At 60.9% G+C, this 19,995-nt stretch carries 20 protein-coding genes and 1 riboswitch; of the genes, 9 read left to right on the plus strand and 11 right to left on the minus strand.

The window, feature by feature from the left end:
* The first annotated feature begins 154 nt into the window (after positions 1-154).
* On the plus strand, positions 155-571 hold the full coding sequence (locus HT585_RS06975) for a peptidase associated/transthyretin-like domain-containing protein (protein WP_176352245.1): 417 nt from the start codon (positions 155-157) through the stop codon (positions 569-571).
* Between the two features lie 123 nt (positions 572-694).
* The gene (locus HT585_RS06980) at positions 695-1,123 is read left to right on the plus strand and encodes a GNAT family N-acetyltransferase (RefSeq protein WP_176352246.1); all 429 of its coding nucleotides are present in this window, start codon (positions 695-697) and stop codon (positions 1,121-1,123) included.
* Between the two features lie 195 nt (positions 1,124-1,318).
* On the opposite strand, the gene HT585_RS06985 is transcribed toward HT585_RS06980, so the two are convergent.
* The gene (locus tag HT585_RS06985) at positions 1,319-2,488 is read right to left on the minus strand and encodes an extracellular catalytic domain type 1 short-chain-length polyhydroxyalkanoate depolymerase (RefSeq protein WP_176352247.1); all 1,170 of its coding nucleotides are present in this window, start codon (positions 2,486-2,488) and stop codon (positions 1,319-1,321) included.
* Positions 2,489-2,899: 411 nt separating this feature from the next.
* On the opposite strand from HT585_RS06985, the gene HT585_RS06990 reads away from it, so the two are divergent.
* The gene (locus HT585_RS06990; RefSeq protein WP_176352248.1) at positions 2,900-4,996 is read left to right on the plus strand and encodes a catalase; all 2,097 of its coding nucleotides are present in this window, start codon (positions 2,900-2,902) and stop codon (positions 4,994-4,996) included.
* A 219-nt stretch (positions 4,997-5,215) separates the two neighbouring features.
* On the opposite strand, the gene HT585_RS32055 is transcribed toward HT585_RS06990, so the two are convergent.
* Together HT585_RS32055 and HT585_RS06995 are read right to left on the minus strand one after the other, a co-directional pair.
* Positions 5,216-5,347, minus strand: a complete 132-nt coding sequence (locus HT585_RS32055) for a hypothetical protein (protein ID WP_256372322.1) — start codon at positions 5,345-5,347, stop codon at positions 5,216-5,218.
* A 299-nt stretch (positions 5,348-5,646) separates the two neighbouring features.
* A complete protein-coding gene (locus HT585_RS06995) occupies positions 5,647-5,889 on the minus strand; it encodes a hypothetical protein (RefSeq protein ID WP_176352249.1) in 243 nt (80 codons plus the stop codon).
* 253 nt (positions 5,890-6,142) lie between these two features.
* Between HT585_RS06995 and HT585_RS07000 the strand changes: the two genes are divergently transcribed.
* The 3 genes from HT585_RS07000 (at position 6,143) to HT585_RS07010 (ending at position 8,143) form a co-directional block, all read left to right on the plus strand.
* Positions 6,143-7,063 carry a DnaJ C-terminal domain-containing protein gene (locus tag HT585_RS07000; protein WP_176352250.1) on the plus strand — a complete coding sequence of 307 codons (921 nt, stop codon included), beginning with the start codon at positions 6,143-6,145 and terminating at the stop codon, positions 7,061-7,063.
* Entirely contained in the window at positions 7,060-7,374 is a 315-nt protein-coding gene (locus tag HT585_RS07005) for a chaperone modulator CbpM (protein WP_176352251.1), read from the plus strand. The genes HT585_RS07000 and HT585_RS07005 overlap by 4 nt, the downstream gene beginning before the upstream one ends.
* 409 nt (positions 7,375-7,783) lie before the next feature.
* On the plus strand, positions 7,784-8,143 hold the full coding sequence (locus tag HT585_RS07010; RefSeq protein WP_176352252.1) for a hypothetical protein: 360 nt from the start codon (positions 7,784-7,786) through the stop codon (positions 8,141-8,143).
* A gap of 30 nt (positions 8,144-8,173) precedes the next feature.
* Here the strand turns inward: HT585_RS07010 and HT585_RS07015 are convergent, their stop codons facing one another.
* Positions 8,174-9,151, minus strand: a complete 978-nt coding sequence (locus HT585_RS07015) for a DUF1775 domain-containing protein (RefSeq protein WP_176352253.1) — start codon at positions 9,149-9,151, stop codon at positions 8,174-8,176.
* 94 nt (positions 9,152-9,245) lie between these two features.
* Entirely contained in the window at positions 9,246-9,635 is a 390-nt protein-coding gene (locus tag HT585_RS07020; protein ID WP_176352254.1) for a hypothetical protein, read from the minus strand.
* Between the two features lie 161 nt (positions 9,636-9,796).
* Positions 9,797-9,884, plus strand: a riboswitch (glycine riboswitch).
* 145 nt (positions 9,885-10,029) lie between these two features.
* On the opposite strand from HT585_RS07020, the gene gcvT reads away from it, so the two are divergent.
* From gcvT to gcvP, 3 genes are read left to right on the plus strand one after another with little or no spacing between them, the layout of a single operon-like run.
* Positions 10,030-11,169 carry a glycine cleavage system aminomethyltransferase GcvT gene (gcvT, locus tag HT585_RS07025; protein ID WP_176352255.1) on the plus strand — a complete coding sequence of 380 codons (1,140 nt, stop codon included), beginning with the start codon at positions 10,030-10,032 and terminating at the stop codon, positions 11,167-11,169.
* 16 nt (positions 11,170-11,185) lie between these two features.
* A complete protein-coding gene (gene gcvH, locus HT585_RS07030; RefSeq protein ID WP_025427112.1) occupies positions 11,186-11,548 on the plus strand; it encodes a glycine cleavage system protein GcvH in 363 nt (120 codons plus the stop codon).
* Entirely contained in the window at positions 11,548-14,412 is a 2,865-nt protein-coding gene (gene gcvP, locus HT585_RS07035) for an aminomethyl-transferring glycine dehydrogenase (protein WP_176352256.1), read from the plus strand. Before gcvH ends, gcvP begins: the two co-directional genes overlap by 1 nt.
* A gap of 38 nt (positions 14,413-14,450) precedes the next feature.
* Here gcvP and HT585_RS07040 read toward each other — a convergent pair whose 3' ends face one another.
* The 6 genes from HT585_RS07040 to sufD all read right to left on the minus strand — a co-directional run bounded on the left by HT585_RS07040 (position 14,451) and on the right by sufD (position 19,978).
* Entirely contained in the window at positions 14,451-14,879 is a 429-nt protein-coding gene (locus tag HT585_RS07040) for a response regulator (RefSeq protein WP_176352257.1), read from the minus strand.
* Positions 14,880-14,889: 10 nt separating this feature from the next.
* The gene (locus HT585_RS07045) at positions 14,890-16,395 is read right to left on the minus strand and encodes an ATP-binding protein (protein WP_176352258.1); all 1,506 of its coding nucleotides are present in this window, start codon (positions 16,393-16,395) and stop codon (positions 14,890-14,892) included.
* A 93-nt stretch (positions 16,396-16,488) separates the two neighbouring features.
* On the minus strand, positions 16,489-16,881 hold the full coding sequence (sufA, locus tag HT585_RS07050; protein WP_176352259.1) for a Fe-S cluster assembly scaffold SufA: 393 nt from the start codon (positions 16,879-16,881) through the stop codon (positions 16,489-16,491).
* 98 nt (positions 16,882-16,979) lie between these two features.
* Positions 16,980-17,360 carry an SUF system Fe-S cluster assembly protein gene (locus tag HT585_RS07055; protein WP_173420028.1) on the minus strand — a complete coding sequence of 127 codons (381 nt, stop codon included), beginning with the start codon at positions 17,358-17,360 and terminating at the stop codon, positions 16,980-16,982.
* A 71-nt stretch (positions 17,361-17,431) separates the two neighbouring features.
* A complete protein-coding gene (locus tag HT585_RS07060; RefSeq protein WP_176352260.1) occupies positions 17,432-18,673 on the minus strand; it encodes a cysteine desulfurase in 1,242 nt (413 codons plus the stop codon).
* Between the two features lie 27 nt (positions 18,674-18,700).
* On the minus strand, positions 18,701-19,978 hold the full coding sequence (gene sufD / locus HT585_RS07065; RefSeq protein ID WP_176352261.1) for a Fe-S cluster assembly protein SufD: 1,278 nt from the start codon (positions 19,976-19,978) through the stop codon (positions 18,701-18,703).
* Positions 19,979-19,995 lie beyond the last annotated feature (17 nt).

Here is a 19,995-nt window from a genome sequence, read left to right on the forward strand (position 1 = left end):
TGCGTGCGTGCAGTGCAAGACTAGAAACGAAAGGCGCCCTTTTGCTTGGGCGCCTTTCGCGTTCCGTCGGGCACCGGATCTTCGTCTAACCTGATTGCCCCAGACGCGACGTAATGGATTGGGTTTGCTCTTTCGGACAGAATAGGCCGTTAAAATGCGTGTGACGCGTCTGTTGCCATTGCTGCTGCTCTTGCCCGCTGGCTGCGCATACCCAATTTACAAGCAGCTGAAGCCTGCGGCGGATGTCTCTGTGCAAGACGCCAACGGGATGCCGATCGCCGGCGCGAAGGTGCACCTTTGGACCATTGTTTTTCCCCACAGTCGCCGCGGACTTGGCGAGGTGAAAGAGACCGATACGTCAGGAAATGCGCGCTTTAGCAGCAAGAGTGAGTGGCGTGTTGAGGCGCTGGTCGTCCATGGCTATGACGTATTCGCTTGGCGGTGGTGCGTCGCCAAACCTGGCTATGAAACGCGCCATCTGAGTTACGATGATTGGCTCAACACCAAGTCACCGATCGTCCTGCGCGAAGGCATATCGCAACCGTGTAAGGAGCCTGAGACTTTTGGGTGACACCCTTGGAAGCGGGCACAGATCATGTATCTGTCACGGCGATTGAGACACCTGCCGACCACCGCATGCCATGGTGCATGCGCAGCCTTACCCATTCACTCCGCTTGTCTGGTTCGATCCCAAATGACAGACCCCATCATCGACATCATTCTTGAAGATCCGGGCAAGGACGATCTGCGTGCGATCGTCGCGACGCTCGATGCCTATAACGAGGCGCATAGCGGTATGGTCGACCAGCCGGGCTTTGCGGTCCTCATCCGCGATCCCGAAACGAAAGCGGCTATCGGCGGGCTCTATGCGACGGATGGCTATGGTTGGGCCTTCATCCGCTATCTCGCAATACCTGAAAATCTGCGCGGCCAGGGCCTGGGACAACGGTTGATCGCGGAGGCGGAGAAGATCGCGCGGGACCGCGGCTACATCGGCCTTTGGCTCGACACGTTCGAGTTTCAGGCGCGGCCATTTTACGAGAAACTGGGCTTTGAAGTTTTCGGTCAGTTGGAAGGCGGGCCCGGCGCAATACCGCGTTACTTCCTGAAGAAGCGGTTTTAGTTTCGACACCCGCAATGCAGATGGCATGCGTCTCGCGACGCAGACATGGCGCTAACGGTTGGCGATTGGATCGTGCTGGCTCCTGCCAGTGGGACTGAAAAGCCGGCTCGGCCATGCCAGACAGCTGATTGACGCCATACGATTTGCTGCCGGCCGCGCCCGGATCTGAGTTGTCGCCCGGACGCCGTAGCGGGTCTATTTCATCAGCCCCGCGGCGCGCAAAGCGTCTTCGATGATCTTCTGGACGCCGGAGGGGGGTACCTTCCCCGCTCCGGTCTGATGCCGCCTCGCCTGCTCCTCTTCATTCTCGCTGACGAGCGTGCCCGGCATAAGGATGTCACCCGTATGGACGAAACCCTCCGACTTCGCGTCCTTCTCATCGTCTTGCCTGTGATCAGCAGCAAGGGTCACAAGCCCCCAGAAGCTCGCAATCCGTAACGTGGAGGATATGCCGGTTTCCAGCATATAAGGGCCCACCTTGCCGTAACCATCCGGACCGGCTGTCGCCAGCGGCGTGCCGTGGCCCATCCCTTGGATGGCATAGGTTTCGATGACCTGTCGTCCATCGGCATCGCGCCAGACCCGGCGCAGGTGGCTTTTCCCAGGCTCGCTCGTGAATTCTGTCGTTTCGACGTTGTGAAGCCCCGCCCACTGCCGGACAATCGCCTCCATATTCGCAACATCGACCGTGCCATCGGCGGTTCCGTGCCACACAGATATCGTCGGCCATCGTCCTTCGTGGGACGATGCGCTGCGAACCAGCTTCTGCAGGCCCGCTTCGCCCGGAACGCCATGCCCCCGCATGCGGTCGAACGCTTCCGGAATGGATGTTGCCGTGCCGTAGGGCAAGCCGGCGATGATCGCTCCACCCGCGAAAACTTCCGGGTAACTCGCCAGCATCACTGATGACATCGCACCGCCGGCCGAAAGGCCGACAATGAAGATGCGGCTTCGGTCCAAATTGTAGGTCGAAACCATTGTCTCGATCATCTCGCGGATCGAGCGCGCTTCACCGGCGTCGCGTTTCGAATCGCCAGGTTCAAACCAGTTGAAGCAGAGGTTGGCATTGTTGGCGCGCTGCTGTTCCGGGAAAAGAAGCGCAAAACCGTATCGATCGGCCAATTCCGACCATCCCGACCCCTCGTCATAGGCGGCGGCGCTCTGGGTGCAACCGTGCAGGACGACCACCAGTGGAGCACCTGCGGCGAGGTTTTGTGGGACGAACATCCGGGCATTGAGCGCACCGGGGTTGGCGCCCGCTGAGGTCATATCCTTCAGGCGGTCACGGGTGGAATGTGCGTTTACCTGACCATAGGCAGCTTTCAGTGCGGCAAGGCGGGCAATGGTATCCTGCAGATTTCTCATTTCAGGCATCCCTCATGGTGAAATTGCCAACACGGCGCTGACACCTCCCAACGCATTCGCAACGGATTGGTTGCTGCACTGCACAAATTACTGCTGACTGACATCACAAGACCAGGCAGCTTTCTATGCGGAGCCCGGAAGGCGTTTATTTCAGGCGTCCGGGAACTATCCGTCCGCCGGTGGGTTGCGCCTTCGTGTTCTCGACAACAGCAGATGGAGCTTCGGGGGCTCATGTCGGTCGCAGCTTTGGATGCAGAATTCGGCGGCACGCTGTGGCCAATAACCGTATCCGCCGGATTTTCGCTCGGCGATGTCTTGAGATGGACCGGCGATCTCGCTGCCACAAGCCGGCTTCCAAACTCAGCTGTCGGGCACAGCCGACACGTTACGCGCAAGCAAGGATGAAACCTCATGGCAAAGAATACCTTTGAAACCCGCACGGGCGAAGGCGGCGAAACACATCAGCAAGTCGCTGGCCACGACAGGGACAAGGCGGATGCGGCCCATCTGACCACAAATCAGGGCATTCGCGTCAGCGACAACCAGAACAGCCTTAGGTCTGGAGAGCGTGGCCCGACGCTTCTCGAAGACTTCGTCCTGCGGGAAAAAATCTTTCATTTCGATCACGAGCGCATTCCCGAGCGCATCGTGCATGCCCGAGGTTCGGGCGCTCACGGGTACTTCGAGCTCTTCGAATCTCTCGCCGATATAACCAAAGCCGACCTGTTTCAGCGGGCGGGCGAGAAAACGCCGTTGTTTGCGCGCTTTTCGACGGTGGCGGGCGGCGCAGGGTCGGTCGACACACCAAGAGATGTTCGCGGCTTTGCGGTGAAGTTCTATACACGGGAAGGCAACTGGGATCTGGTCGGCAACAACATTCCCGTCTTCTTCATCCAGGACGCCGTCAAGTTTCCTGATCTTGTTCATGCCGTCAAAATGGAATCCGATCGCGCCTTCCCTCAAGCCGGCAGCGCTCACGACACTTTTTGGGACTGGGCGTCCCTGATGCCGGAAACGACCCACATGCTGATGTGGGCTATGTCCGACCGTACCATTCCGCGTTCATTGCGCATGATGGAAGGCTTCGGCGTCCATACCTTCCGTCTCGTCAGCGCCAAAGGCAAATCGACCTTCGTCAAGTTCCATTGGAAGCCAAAGCTCGGCATTCAATCGACTGTGTGGGATGAGGCCCTGAAGCTGCAGGCTGCCGACAACGACTATCATCGCCGCGATCTTTGGGAAGCCATTGCGACCGGCAATTTTCCCGAATGGGAACTGGGGATACAGTTATTCGACCAGGCGTTCGCCGACGCGCAGCCCTATGACGTGCTGGATGCGACAAAGCTCATACCTGAAGAGCTCATTCCTGTGCGGATCGTCGGCCGCATGGTCCTGGACCGAAACCCCGATAACTTCTTCGCTGAGACAGAGCAGGTCGCCTTCTGTCCGGCCAACATCGTGCCGGGAGTGGATTTTTCCAACGATCCTCTCCTGCAGGGTCGCTTGTTCAGTTATCTCGACACGCAGAAATCTCGGCTCGGAACGGCGAATTTTCATCAGATCCCGATCAATGCGCCCAAATGTCCCGTCATGAATTTTCAGCGCGATGGGCAAATGCAGATGAACGTCCCGAAGGGACGTGCGAACTATGAGCCCAACAGTCTTGCCGAACACGGCGAAGATGGTGGTCCCCGCGAGTGCCCGATGACTGGGTTCAGTACGTCGCAAGGCCGTGCCGACCTGCACGAACAGGGGGACAAGTTACGTGCACGCGGTGAGCTTTTTGCCGATCATTACAGCCAGGCCCGGTTGTTCTGGATCTCGCAGCAGCCGGCAGAGCAGGCCCATATCGCCTCGTCCTTCGTGTTCGAGTTGTCCAAGGTTCAACTTGCGCAAGTTCCGCCACGCATGCTCGCCAACCTGCGCAATGTCGACGAGGATCTGGCCAGGCGTGTGGCCGATGGTCTCGGTATGGTGCTGCCGGACAAGAGCCCCGCAGCGCGGGAACCTTTCGCCATGGAGCCGTCGCCTGCGCTGAGTATCCACGCAAACATGAAGGCTCTCCTTGAAGGCCGCAAGGTCGGCGTTCTGATCGCTGATGGCACCGATGCCGCAGAACTGAAGACGTTTGTGGCGGAGATCGAAAAAGCCGGTGCCGCCCCCTTCCTTGTTTCACCGAGGATAGGTGGCGCCAAGCTCTCGGATGGGAAGGTCATGAAGGCGGACGGGCAATTGGCTGGATCGCCGTCTCAGCTTTTCGACGCTGTTGCGCTGGTCCTCTCGAATGCGGCAGCCAACGATCTCGCCAAGCAGGCAGGTGCAGTTCAATGGGTTATGGATGCATTTGGCCACTTGAAGGCAATAGGATCAAACGAAGCATCGAAGCCTCTGCTGGATAAGGCGGGCGTGATACCGGATGCGGGAATTGTCGGATTGGCCGCAACTTTTGTCGAGGCCGCCGCGAAGCGGTATTGGGATCGTGAGCCGAAGGTTCGCGCGCTGTCGTAGTTTCGAACGCCATCAGCCGTTCTCTTGGGGCAGGTCCAACCGTTGGCCTTGCCGGCTGCCAAAGCCCCCGCTTGTGTCGCCATGCGGGTGCTTTGTTCTTCAATGACTGCCGCCGCCATCACCGGTTCGGTTTACTGGAGCGTGGGAGATCGCGCCTGTGAAACCGAAGCCGTTTCGGCGAATGCCATTTCCAGGGGATTGCTACCCGCCTTGACCGGATTACTTCGGCGCGACGATGCCCTGATAATAGTCGCCGTCGCCGCCCACATAACCCACACCCAGACTACCACCCGTGGTTTGCGCGCAGGCAGACAGGGTGGTGAGAACGAGTAGCAACATCGCGGTTTTCATAGGCTTTTGCTCCTTCAGCGTCGTTTGAAATTCGGCCGTGCGCTACCGCCGAGGCGACGCATGACGATTTGACCCAGCAATTCTATGATACTCCCTGGAGTATCGATCAAGGGCGTTGATTGTTTAAAGCTAATTTGTGCTTGTCTGTGATGTTTTCAACGCCTGCGCGTAATGCCGTGGCGCATTTTTTTGGGCGCGGCACGGTGCCACAGCTTTTGCTAAAGGACGCGCGATACAAAGCGATACGCCGCATCTGCCCGTTGGAGTTAAGCCAGCCCCCGGAGACCCCGGACGAAATCTCACGTCGACAGATGTTTGCCCGATTGCTCCCGCTCTCGCCAGTAGCGCAACCTCAGGCGTGGCGCCATCAGCCAGGCGATGAAGGGCGTGAGGACGAAACACGTGACGACCACGACAGGCAGAGCGTACTTGGCGTTGTTGGCCAGCGCCGGAATGGAGAGGACGATCACCGCGCCGATGCCGAACAGCACCGCATTGATCATCAACCCAACCATGATGGCAAGCTGTAAGCGTACGGACATGTCGGCCTCCGTCTAAAAACACCCGGCGGGAACGCTGCCTTTCCCGAATGGTTCCGAAATTAGATTGTAGCAGAAACCGCCCCCGCACGAAATGAGAGCACAAACCGGTCGCCGTTCGTTTTTCTGCCTGTCGTTTCGGCGCGGGTGCCCTATGCTTGTTCTCAAGCGACCGATCACCCAAATGGATTGGGACATGTGAGCTGTATTGCCCCACCCAATCCGCTGCCGATCGCTTCAGTCTGAAGGAGTCCGCATGCCGAGCAGTCCGTACGAAACCCTTGGTGTCAGCCGGGACGCCACGCAGAAAGACATTCAGAGCGCCTACCGCAAGCTCGCCAAGAAGCTTCATCCCGATCTCAATCCCGGAGACAAGGGAGCGGAGGAGCGTTTCAAGGCGGTATCGGCTGCCTATGCGCTGCTCAGCGACGAGGAAAAACGCGGCAAGTTCGATCGCGGCGAGATCGATGAGACCGGCGCGGAAACGGCGCCGCGAAACTACTACCGCGATTATGCCGGCGCCGGTGGCACTGCCGGGCGCTACGAAAGCGCCCACGGCTTTCAGGATTTCGGCGACAAGGACGACATCTTCTCCAGCTTCTTTTCTCGTCGTGGTCGGGGTCAGCAATCCATGCGTGGGCAGGATTCACACTTTTCGATGGAGATCGACCTGCTCGAGGCGGTTAATGGCGCCAAGAAGCAGATCAGTCTACCTGGCGGCGGCCCTGCCCTGGATCTGACGATCCCGCCGGGCACGCGCGACGGCCAGACGCTACGACTGCGCGGTAAGGGCGAGCCAGGGTTTAATGGTGCCGCTGCCGGCGATGCGCTGATCGATATCCGCGTACGGCCGCATCCGCTGTTCCAGGTGGATGGCGAGGATGTGCGTTACGACATTCCGATTTCGCTCAGCGAAGCGGTGCTTGGCGGCAAGATCCGCGTTCCAACCATGGATGGTGCGGTCAATGTCACCATCCCGCCCAACTCCAACACCGGCAAGGTGTTGCGCCTGAAGGGCAAGGGCATACGCAAGCCGGGTGGTGGCCATGGTGATGCCTATGTGACGTTGAAGATCACGCTTGCGCCGCAGGCCGATCCGGCGCTCGCTGCCTTCGTGGAAGGTTGGGCAGCCGGCAAGGCGGAGGATCCGCGCAAGAACCTGGGAGGCAACGCATGAACGACAGCGAGTTTTGCGAACACCTCGAAATCGAGGTCACGGTACTTGAAGTCTGGGTCGAACAGCGTTGGCTGGTGCCGCGCCGGGCCGACAGCGGCTGGATCTTCGAAGAGGATGATCTTGCCCGCGCCCGCCTTATCCAGGACCTGACCGGCCCGATGGGTGTCAACGACGACGGCGTCGACGTCGCGATGCAACTGCTGGATCAGATCCACGGCCTGCGCGGCCGATTGGGCGCCTTGATGACGGCGATCCGCAGTCAGGATCCTGATGTTCAGAGGTTGATACTGTCTCGCGTCGACGACGAATAATCGAGTGTAATCACCGGAATTGCGACAATTCCAACGCTTTCGCCAAGAGCAAGATATTGGCGAACTCGCGCAGCCATCGTGGTTGCGCATCATCTCGCCCATAGCCTGCATCCGTTTCGCATACTGCGACGCATCTGGCGCAACGGCCTTGTTCGAACGGACCTCGATGTCCCCTTCATCATTTCGGCCATGTCGGCTTCCGCCCCTTCTGAATTGCCCCCCATTTCCAGACGGGAGCCCGCATTGGCATCGCCTGCCGACACGATCACCAGTCGCCTGAGGGCATCCTGTGCTGCCGTTTCCGGCAATCGTTAGGATTTGACTAAAAGGCGGCTATCGGTTTTCACCGGGCTTCAAGTGAAATCGCGCAAAACGTAAAGGATTGACAACAACGAAGCAGGTGAAGACCTTGGTTCAGGTCGTTACGGTATCCGCGACCACAGCGGCCTATGCGGCAGAAGCCGTCAAGCCGAAGGCGCGCGTGTCCGGCGATGGTCCGGCGGACGAGGCGATCACCCTGCTTTCGCCTCGCCGTTCCAGCGAGCCGACGATCACCCCAGCTTCCGTTCCCAAGATGAAGGGCGCGCTTCCGCTATCGTTGATGCTGATGAGCGCGGATGGCCGTCTGCCTCAACAGTCAGAGGCGGAAACGTTGCGCCGTTATCTGGAATACATGCGCGACGATGGTGACATGCCTGAAGGGCACGAAAGCGAAAACCGGCAGGACGATCCCGCCGGCGATGACGATGAGAGCGGCGCTGCCGCGTGAGGCAACGCCGTTCGCTTTATGCGGTTTTCTTCAGTGGTGCGAGTGACCGCCGGTTGCGGCAGCACTGCCGCCTGCCGTTCCCACGGCAAGCTTGGCATCGACCTTGCCGGCCTTCTCGAAGACGAGCGTAACCGGGACCGTTTCGCCCTCGGCAAACGGCTTCGAAACCTGCATGAACATCAGATGCAGGCCGCCGGCCTTGAGTTCGACTGTTTCGCCAGCCGGGATGACGACACCGTCATCGAGCTTGCGCATCTTCATCACGTCGTTTTCCATCGCCATTTCATGAATCTCGACGCGACCCGCGACCGGGCTCTCGACTGCCACGAGGCGATCATCGGCACCGCCGCCGTTCCTGATCGTCAGGAAGCCACCGCCGACCTTGGCGCCAGGCAACATCGCCTTGGCTGCGCCGCCTGAAATTTCGAGGTCGCCCAGCTTGATTGACGCGCCCGCGGCCATGTGGCCGGCGTGCTCGTCGCCACCTGTGGCCAGCTTCACCGTCACCGTGGGGGCCGGGCTCTTCAGGTCGTGTGCATTCTGCCCTTCGGCCGCAACCTCGTCCCAGACCACTTTGCCGTCAGTGCCGCACAGTTGCACCGTCGGAAAAGCAAGCACGGTTTCCTTGTCAAAGCCCGAGATCTTACCCTTGACCACGAAGGTATCGTAGAATTCGTCTGGCAGATTGCCACCCTTCCAGCGGATCTCGACCGGGCCGGACGAGACCTTGTCACCGTGATTGTCATAGGTCTTCTGGTAATCGCCCTTGATGATTTCCACCTCCCAGCCGGGCTTCGGCTGCGGCTTGGCGAAGACGAATCCTTCGGGCAGCTTCATCTGCACTTCGGTCGTCGCCTTGCCGTCGCAGCCGTGCGGCACCTGCAGCACCGCCTTGAAGCTCTTTTCAGTTTGGGCGCTGTCGGTTTCGAGCGTCGCATGAGCGTGGGCGATGCCGGCGGTCGTGAGCGCGAAGCCGAGGGTAAGGAAAGTCAGTCTGGTCGTGTTCATGTCGTAATCTCCTGACCACGGGCCGGTGGGAGCCCGGTCCTGCCGTGGTCGATGCCGCGAATGCGGCGCATTGAATGGAATGCGTCTGGAAGCGTTACGACTGGTGAGGAGGTCCGCGCGGCGGCGGCAGCAGGCGGACCTGCTTGATGGCGACGTCATCGTGCGCCTGCTTCGAATCGGCAAGCCAGTTGCCGGTCTCGGCGCGTTCGCTTTGTCGTGGCGGCGTCGGCAGGAGGGCCGCACCGGCGAGCCGGCAGGCTTCGCAGACTGGGGCCATCGATTGCGACTTGCCGCTATCGTGGTCGATGCCATCCATTCCGAAGCAGATGTCGGCGATGGTTCCATCGGGGAGCTGGTAAGCTGCGAGCTCACCGGGCGGCAGGCTTTTCGCGATCGCCGGCTTATGGGCGAAGGACAGGAAGACAAGTGCGAATGCGGCGACGATGCGCACAGCAATCGGCAAATGTCTCTTACACCTAGTCATTGTCGTCCCCGGTATCGATCCTGAGTTATCCTCAAGTGGAGGAGAATGCAAAGGCAGAATTGACGCACCCGTTTGTCGCGACGGAAAATCGCTGCGACAAAAATGTGTTTGACCGCGACACCGCCCCCTTGCCAAGTTCACGGGTTCGCCGTTATTTGGAGGCGATCTTGTTGGGAGAAACCGGTTCACTCCGGTGCCGAAGGAGCAACCGCCCCGGAAACTCTCAGGCCAAAGGACCAGCAAGGTGCCGGTAGGACTCTGGAGAGAAGCGCTTTTAACGCTCGCCGAAGGGATAACAATCTCAGGCAAAGGGACAGAGGGGGCTCGAATTTGACGGCGTCTGACGCCGGAAGTGTGAGCCGGCGCGCGTGCGCGCCAGACCTGGAGGCCGGAGTTGGAAGACATTTCCCATTTGAAACATACGCCGTTGCGCGCGCTGCACCTTTCGCTGGGTGCCCGCATGGTGCCCTTTGCCGGCTACGAGATGCCGGTGCAGTATCCCGATGGCGTGATGAAGGAGCACCTGCATACGCGCACCGCGGCAGGTCTGTTTGACGTCTCGCATATGGGCCAGGTCATCGTCCGGCCGAAGTCGGGCAAGATTGAGGACGCGGCCCTTGCGCTGGAAAAGCTGGTGCCGGTGGACGTGCTCGGCCTTGGCGAAGGCCGACAGCGCTATGCGATCTTCACCAATGCCGAGGGCGGCATCCTTGACGACCTGATGATCGCCAACCGCGGCGACCACCTCTTCCTGGTCGTCAACGCCGCCTGCAAGGACGCCGATTTCGAGCACCTGAAGAAAGGTCTCTCCGACAGCTGCGAAGTCACGATGCTCGACGACCGGGCGCTGATTGCGCTGCAGGGCCCCCACGCAGAGGCCGTCCTTGGCGAATTGTGGGCCGATGTCTCGGCCATGCGCTTCATGGACGTTGCCGAAGCCGACCTGCACGATGTCGCCTGCATCATCTCGCGTTCCGGCTACACCGGCGAGGACGGTTTCGAAATTTCTATTCCCACCGCATCGGCAGCCGACGTTACGCAGCGTCTGCTCGAACACCCTGATGTCAAGCCGATCGGCCTTGGCGCGCGCGATTCGCTGCGTCTGGAAGCCGGCCTTTGTCTCTATGGCAACGATATCGACACCACCACGACGCCGGTCGAAGGCGCGATCGAGTGGGCGATGCAGAAGGCGCGTCGCGCCGGTGGCGCTCGCGAGGGTGGCTTTCCCGGCGCCGATCGCATTCTTGGCCAGTTCGCTGAAGGCGCGTCACGCCGCCGCGTTGGCCTGAAGCCCGGGGGCCGGGCGCCCGTGCGCGGTGGTGCCAATCTGTTTGCCGACACCGAGGGCAAGACGCTCGTCGGCAAGGTGACTTCAGGCGGCTTCGGCCCCACCGTCGATGGCCCGATTGCCATGGGCTATGTCGACGCGACCCATACCGACAACGGCACGACCGTCTATGCGGAGGTGCGCGGCAAGTATCTGCCTGTCGTCGTCACCGCCCTGCCCTTTGTCAAACAAACCTACAAACGCTGATCAGGAGAGAGCGCAAATGTTGAAGTTCACCGACGAACACGAGTGGCTGAAGGTCGAAGCAGGTGTCGCAACGGTCGGCATCACCGAACACGCGGCCGGCCAGCTCGGCGACCTCGTCTTTGTGGAACTGCCGGAAACCGGCTCCACCTTCGCCAAGGGCGACACCGCTGCAACCGTCGAATCCGTCAAGGCAGCATCCGACGTCTATTGTCCACTTGATGGCGAAATCGTCGAAGTCAACCAGGCGATCGTCGACGACCCGTCGCTGGTCAACAGCGACCCGCAGGGCGCTGCCTGGTTCTTCAAGCTGAAACTCGCCGATCCGAACGCAGCCGACGCCCTTCTCGACGAAGCGGCCTACAAGGAGCTCGTCGCCTGATGAGCATGCCCAAGGACTTCACCTTTACCGACTACAAGCCGTATGACTTCGCCAACCGGCGTCATATCGGCCCGTCGCCGGCGGAAATGGATGAGATGCTGAAAGTGGTCGGTTATCCGTCGCTCGACGCGCTCATCGACGACACCGTGCCGCCGTCGATCCGCCAGAAGACGCCGCTCGCCTGGGGCGCGCCGATGACCGAGCGCGAAGCGCTCGACAAGATGCGCGAAACCGCCAACCGCAACCAGAAGCTCGTGTCGCTGATCGGCCAAGGCTATTACGGCACGATCACGCCGCCGGTCATCCAGCGCAACATCCTGGAAAACCCGGCCTGGTACACGGCCTATACGCCCTACCAGCCGGAAATCAGCCAGGGTCGCCTGGAAGCGCTGCTCAACTACCAGACCATGGTCTGCGACCTGACCGGCCTCGACGTTGCCAACGCCTCGTTGCTCGACGAAGCGACAGCCGCCGCTGAAGCGATGGCGATGGCCGAACGCGTGTCGAAGTCCAAGGCGAAGGCATTCTTCGTCGACGAAAACTGCCATCCGCAGACAATCGCGCTTCTGAAGACCCGCGCCGAGCCGCTCGGCTGGCAGATCGTCATCGGCAATCCCTTCACCGATCTCGATCCGGTCGATGTCTTCGGCGCCATCTTCCAGTATCCGGGCACCTACGGTCAAGTGAACGACTTCACCGGCCTGATCGCCCGCCTGCACCAGACCGGCGCAATTGCGACGGTCGCTGCCGATCCGCTGGCACTGGCGCTCCTGAAGTCGCCGGGCGAAATGGGCGCCGATATCGCCATCGGCTGCACCCAGCGCTTCGGCGTTCCGGTCGGTTATGGCGGTCCGCACGCCGCTTACATGGCCGTCAAGGACGCGCACAAGCGCTCGATGCCGGGCCGCCTCGTCGGCGTCTCGGTCGATGCGCGCGGCAACCGCGCCTATCGCCTGTCGCTTCAGACCCGCGAACAGCATATCCGCCGCGAAAAGGCGACGTCGAACATCTGCACCGCGCAGGTGCTGCTCGCCGTCATGGCCTCGATGTATGCCGTCTTCCATGGACCGAAGGGCATCAAGGCGATCGCCCAGAGCGTTCACCAGAAGACCGTTCGTCTCGCCATGGGCCTCGAAAAGCTCGGCTACACCGTCGAGCCGGACGTGTTCTTCGACACGATCACCGTCGATGTCGGCAAGCTGCAGGGCATCATCCTCAAGACTGCCGTCGCCGAGGAAGTGAACCTCCGCAAGATCGGAGAGACCAAGATCGGCATCAGCCTCGACGAGCGTTCGCGCCCCGTCACGCTCGAAGCCGTCTGGCGCGCCTTCGGCGGCGACTTCAAGGTGGAAGAATTCGAGCCGGGCTACCGCCTGCCGCAGCCGCTGCTGCGCACCAGCGAGTACCTGACGCACCCGATCTTCCACATGAACCGCGCCGAAAGCGAGATGACGCGGTACATCCGTCGTCTTTCCGACCGCGACCTCGCGCTCGATCGGGCGATGATCCCGCTCGGCTCCTGCACCATGAAGCTTAACGCGACCGCCGAGATGCTTCCGATCACCTGGCCGGAATTCGCCGAGATCCATCCTTTCGTTCCGAAGGATCAGGCAGCCGGCTACCAGCACATGATCGAAGATCTGTCGGAAAAGCTCTGCGCCGTGACCGGCTATGACGCGATCTCCATGCAGCCGAACTCCGGTGCGCAAGGGGAATATGCCGGCCTGCTGACGATCCGCGCTTATCATCTGGCACAAGGCAACGATCATCGCGACGTCTGCCTGATCCCGACCTCCGCGCATGGCACCAACCCGGCGTCCGCCCAGATGGCCGGCATGAAGGTCGTCGTGATCAAGGTGAGCGAAAACGGCGACATCGACATGGACGATTTCCGTGCGAAAGCCGAGCAGTACGCGGAAAACCTCTCGTGCTGCATGATCACCTACCCCTCGACGCACGGCGTGTTCGAAGAGAACGTCCGTGAGGTCTGCGAGATCGTGCACAAGCACGGTGGCCAGGTCTATCTCGACGGTGCCAACATGAACGCCATGGTCGGTCTTGCCCGCCCCGGCGACATCGGTTCCGACGTCAGCCACCTCAACCTGCACAAGACCTTCTGCATTCCGCATGGTGGCGGCGGTCCCGGCATGGGTCCGATCGGCGTCAAGGCGCACCTGGCACCCTACCTGCCCGGCCACCCGGAAACGGACGGCAATGACGGTGCGGTTTCGGCGGCTCCCTTCGGCTCGGCTTCGATCCTGCCGATCTCCTGGAGCTACTGCCTGATGATGGGCGGCGAAGGCCTGACCCAGGCGACGAAGGTGGCGATCCTCAACGCCAACTACATCGCTGCCCGGCTCAAGGGCGCCTACGAGGTGCTCTACAAGTCGTCGAAGGGCCGTGTCGCGCACGAATGCATCATCGACACCCGTCCGCTGGTCGAAAGCGCCGGCGTGACTGTCGACGACGTTGCCAAGCGCCTGATCGACTGCGGCTTCCATGCTCCGACCATGAGCTGGCCGGTTGCCGGCACGCTGATGATCGAGCCGACGGAATCGGAAACCAAGGCTGAAATCGACCGCTTCTGCGACGCGATGCTGGCAATCCGCGAGGAAGCCCGCGCCATCGAGGAAGGCCGGATGGACAAGGTCAACAACCCGCTGAAGAACGCACCGCACACGGTCGAAGACCTGGTCGGCGATTGGGATCGTCCCTATTCGCGCGAACAGGCCTGCTACCCGCCGGGCGCCTTCCGGGTCGACAAGTACTGGTCGCCGGTCAATCGCGTCGACAACGTCTTCGGTGACCGCAACCTCGTCTGCACCTGCCCGCCGCTGGAAAGTTACGCGGAAGCAGCTGAGTAATTCTGATACGCGGGGCGCGCCACATGGTGCGCCTCGTTCTACTGATGGAGCATGGTGCCGCCAGGCGGCAGCGTGTTCTCGATCCAGAAGCGAACAAAGGCCTCTGCAAACTGTCGGTAGCCCGAGAGCGATGACGGCTTGGCCGAGTAGGCGTTCGCGCCGGCCTTGTAGGATCGCAGCACGTCGCTCGGATTGGTTGATGACGTCAACACGATGACCGGCACCACCGACGTGCCCTCATTGCTGCGAATACGCTGCAGCAATTCCATCCCATCGATTCCCGGCATCTTGATATCCAGAAGCACATAGTCGAAGTGCTCGTGTTCGAGGCGTGCGACGGCCTCGTCGGCGTGGGTGACATGGACGATGTAGAGCGTATCGTCGGTCTGCGACAGGGCACGCGTGACGAATCGCGCGTCGTGCGCGTTGTCTTCCACCACAAGCAATCGCTTCGGTGACTTGGCCAAGCCGGTCGCCTTATCTGGTCTTCCGCATCCGCTTCGGAAGCGTCACCACAAATCGTGCACCTTCGGCAAAGCCGGTGTCAAGATGGATCGTTCCGTTGTGGCTTTCGGCGATCCGTTTGGCGAGTGCAAGACCGATTCCCGTGCCGTCATAGGTATTCTCATCGTGATGCAGGCGCTGGAACACTTCGAAGATTCGCGTCGCGAATCGAGGGTCGATGCCGATGCCATTGTCTTCGACGACAAGCTCCACCTGCTGGCCGGAGGTGCGGCCGTTGACGCGCACGACGGCGCCGCGATCCGGATGACGATACTTGATGGCATTGCCAACAAGGTTTTGCACCAGTCGGCGCAAGAGCTCCGGATCGCCCTGGACCTTCGGCAACGCACCGACCTCGAACGTAACATTCGCCTCCCGAGCGTGGCTGCCGAGAACGCTCAGCGTGTCGGTGACGATTTCGCCGAGGTTGACATCGGACCAGGTGCTGATCTGATAGGCGATCTGCGCATAATCGAGGAGGCTGTCGATAACCCGGTTCATCCGCTTGGCGCTGTCGCGCAGGTGGCGGGCGCTGGCTGAAACCTCATGCTGGTTGCCGGCAGCCAACTCGTCTTCGATCATCTCAGAGAACATCGAGATGTGCCGTAGAGGCGCCTTCAGATCATGAGACACGGTTGCCGTGAACTGATCGAGAGCCTCGTTCTTGTGCTCAAGCTCCTGTCGCTGGCGCTCGAGCGCCAGTTCCGCGCGCTTCAGTTCTGTTACGTCGACGCGCAGGACGACGGTGTTTCCGTCCTTGGTCTTGATATTTTCCACCCTCAGCCACCGGTCGTCGGCATAGCGGTAGATCTTCGGCTGGTTGTCCGGTTGACGAAAGTCCTGCAGACGGTGCGCCACCCAGGCCGGCCAGTCCGGGTTGCCCGGCAAGGCTTCGGGATAGTGACCAGCTCTCTGTGCAAGCAGAAGGATCTCTTCAGCGGTCATGCCGGGGCGAAGCAAAGGGCCGGCCGGGCCACAGACCGTTATATAGGCGCGATTGTAGACCAGCAGCCTTTCCTCGGCATCGAAGATCGCAAAGCCCTCGGGCATGACGTCGAGCGCTGCGTCAAGCATGTCCGACGCCTGCTGCCGCTCCAGCACTGCCTTGGCGAGGTCCGAGACATCGCGAATGATGCCTATCAGGGCCAGTTCCCGCCCGCCCGCATCGACGAGCGGTGTTGTGCGCAAATGACCGGAGAATGTCGAGCCATCACGCCTGACATAGCTGTAGGTCGAGGTGCGTGCGATCCTCTCGTCGACGTTCGTCGCGCGATTGTGCAGGCGCCTCGCATATTCGCTGTCGTCGGCATAGATCAGGCGCGCCGGTTGGCCAATGAACGCATCGGCTGCGTAGCCGAATTGCGCCAGAGCCGCCGGGTTGGCCGAGCGAATAATGCGCTGCGCATCAAGGATGATCACCGGATCCGGAAAGGTCTCATAGAGCGCCTTGAAGACAAGCTCCTCGTCGAACGCCGTCACGCCCTTCTCCCCTCCGTCATCCGGCTGCATATCAACAGAAAAAAGGCCCGGCGAAAACCCGGGCCTGCCATCTCTTGCAACGCAATAAGCGTCTCAGTTCGCCGGCACCACGGCGTCGCCGCGCGCGGCAAGCGCTGCCAGGTCGGCAGGCTTCAGCTCGACCGATTCGCCGCATCCGCAGGCTGAGGTCTGGTTGGGATTGTTGAAGGTGAAACCGGAGCGAAGCGTCGTTACCTCGTAGTCCATCTGCGTGCCAAGCAGGTAAAGCACCGCTTCAGGCGCGACCCAAACCTTTGCGCCGCCATGCTCGATCAGATCGTCTTTCGGATTGGGCTCGGTGACCAGATCCACGGCATACTCCATGCCGGCGCATCCGCCCTTCTTGATGCCGACACGAATGCCGAGGGCATCGTCACCGGCATTCTCCACGATCGACCGGACGCGGTTGGCGGCAGCATCAGTCAAGCTCATCACGGCAAAGCCCATCGGCCTTATCTCCTTGTCGCCACCGGGGTTAAGGCCCGGCGCCTTCCAGAATCAAATGTAGTGTCCGCAGCTTAACGGATCAATATGGCGCCTTGCGGTCAGTACCAGCCGATTGCCACCTGGGCCTCTTCCGACATGCGGTCCGGTGTCCACGGCGGGTCGAAGGTCATCGCGACCTCGACGCCCGACACACCCTCGACGGCGCCAACCGCATTTTCGACCCAGCCGGGCATCTCGCCGGCAACGGGGCAACCGGGTGCCGTCAGAGTCATGTCGATCTTGACCATGCGGTCGTCTTCGATGTCGATCTTGTAGATCAGGCCGAGTTCGAAGATGTCAGCCGGGATCTCCGGGTCGTAGACCGTCTTGAGCGCGCTGATGATATCATCGCTCAGCCGTGCCAGTTCTTCGGCCGGGATTGCCGAATGCACAATGCCCTCGCGGACGTCGATTTTGTCTTGCGTTGCATCCAGGCTCATATCGGCCTCCTAGACTTTCTCTTTTGGTTCAGATGCTTGAATGGCAAAGATGAACCACTTTCCAAATTCGATCAGGCGAAGAACTTGCGCGCATGTTCCAGCGCGTCAGCCAGCGCGTCCACTTCGGCCCGCGTATTGTAGAGGCCAAAGGATGCTCGGCATGTGGAGGTGACGCCAAAGTGTTTCAAGAGCGGTTGCGCGCAATGGGTGCCGGCCCGCACGGCAACACCGGCACGGTCGATGACCGTCGAGATGTCATGGGCGTGAACGCCTGCGATCTCGAAGGAAAAGATACTGCCCTTGCCCGGCGCATTGCCGAACACCTTCAGCGAATTGATCCTGGAGAGGCGCTCGGTGGCATAGGCGGTCAGATCGGCTTCGTGCCGGGTAATCGCCGCCCGGCCGATCTTTTCCATGTAGTCGAGCGCATAGCCGAGCCCGATCGCCTGAACGATCGGCGGCGTTCCGGCTTCGAAACGATGCGGCGGATCATTGTAGGTGATGCGGTCTTCCGTCACTTCCTCGATCATTTCGCCGCCGCCCATGAAGGGGCGCATTTCCTTCAGGCGGTCCATCTTGCCGTAAAGCACGCCGATGCCCGAGGGCCCGTAGAGCTTGTGACCGGTCATCACGTACCAGTCGCAATCGATGTCCTGCACGTCGACAGGCATATGGACGGCGCCCTGGCTGCCGTCGACTAGCACCGGAATGCCGCGCTCGCGGGCGATACGGCAGATTTCCTTGACCGGAACCACGGTGCCGAGCGCATTCGACATGTGGGTAATGGCGATGAGCTTGGTGCGCTCCGTCAGGCACTTGACGAAATCTTCGATGTGGAAGGCACCGTCGTCGTCGATCGGCGCCCAGACCAGCTTGGCGCCCTGGCGTTCCCGGATGAAATGCCACGGCACGATGTTTGAGTGGTGCTCCATGATCGACAGCACGATCTCGTCGCCCTCGCCGAGCTTCGGCATGCCGTAGCCATAGGCGACCGTATTGATCGCCTCGGTGGAGGATTTGGTGAAGATGATGTTGTCGGCCGATGGCGCATTCAGGAAGCGGCGCACCTTTTCGCGCGACGCTTCGTAGGCTTCAGTGGCGGCATTGGAGAGAAAATGCAGCCCGCGATGCACGTTGGCGTATTCGCTTGAGTAGGCATGGCTCACCGCGTCGATAACCGACTGCGGCTTCTGCGCCGATGCGCCGTTGTCGAGATAGACAAGCGGCTTGCCATAGACGGTCCGCGACAGGATCGGAAAATCCCTGCGGATCGCTTCGACGTCGTAGGCGGGCACCGGCACAGTGTGTTCCATGTCATTCAATCCAATCAGACGCGCCGATCAGGCGTGCTTTTCGAGCCAGGTCGAGATCACGCTTTCCAGCGCTTCGACCAGCGGCTCGTCATCAAGTTCTTCGACGATCTCGGCAACGAAGGCATTGACGAGCATGCCCCGCGCCTTGTTCTCCGGTATGCCACGCGCCATCAGGTAGAAGAGTTGCGTGTGGTCGATATCGGCAACAGTGGCGCCGTGGCCGCACTGCACGTCGTCGGCGAAGATTTCGAGCTCGGGCTTTGCCGACAGATCGGCATCGTCCGAAAGCAGGAGTGTGTTGCAGGCCATCTTCGCATCGGTCTTCTGCGCATCCTTTGCGACCAGGATCTTGCCCTGGAACACGCCCTTGGCGCGGTCGAAAACGACGTTGCGGATGATTTCCGTCGATGTGGTGTGCGGAACGTTGTGGCCGAGCGTGAAGGTCACGTCCGTGTGGCTTTCGCCACCGAGCAGGTTGATGCCGCGCAGCTTGAAATCAGCACCCTCGCCGCTCGTCTTGCCGTGAATCTCCTGGCGCACCAGCTTGCCACCGGCATTGATGAGGAAGAGATGCAGCTTGGCGTCCTTGGCGAGATCGAAGCGGATCTGACCGAGATGGGTATCAGCCGCACCCTGCTGCTGCAGGACGATCCAGGTGATGTCAGCGCCTTCGCCAACCACGATGTCGCTGACCGACGAGATCAGGCTTTCCGCGGAATTGGTCGACAGGTGGCGCTCGATCACGGTCGCCTTCGTATTTGCACCGAAGGAGACCGGGAATCGCGTATGCGCCTGTCCGAGGCTCTGCACCAGCTGGATTTCCAGCGGATCTTCGAGCTCGGTTCCATCCGCGATCGAAAGCTCCAGACCACCACGCACGAGGCCGCCATTGATGCGGCCGATGGCGTCGTCCGAGCCGAGCACGGCAAGGCCGGCGGCGGCAGAGCCGTCAAGCAGGCTGTCCGTGTAGGAGCGGATCGTCACCCCTTCGGGCGCATTGCCCTTGACGTCGGCATGGCCGTTGCGCACCGAAAGCACGGTCGCGCCCGTGACGAGCGCGTCGACGCGATCGGCGAAAGCCGAGGGGTCGGCGGCCGGCACCGCGCGCAGCAGCGTGCGAAGGTCGGTATAGTGCCAGGATTCGACGCGGCGGGTCGGAAGGCCCGCTGTCTTCAGTTCGTGCACCAAGGTGTCACGAACCGACAGCACCGAGCCGTCGCCGGGCAGATCGCCGATCTGCGCGGTGTAGGCATCGACGAGCGCCGTTTCGGCTGCCGTCATTTTGATTGCCTGTTGCATATTCATTCGAACACTCCTTCAAC

Origin of the sequence: Ensifer oleiphilus (assembly GCF_013371465.1) — a bacterium.
In the GTDB taxonomy this organism is placed as follows: domain Bacteria; phylum Pseudomonadota; class Alphaproteobacteria; order Rhizobiales; family Rhizobiaceae; genus Ensifer; species Ensifer oleiphilus.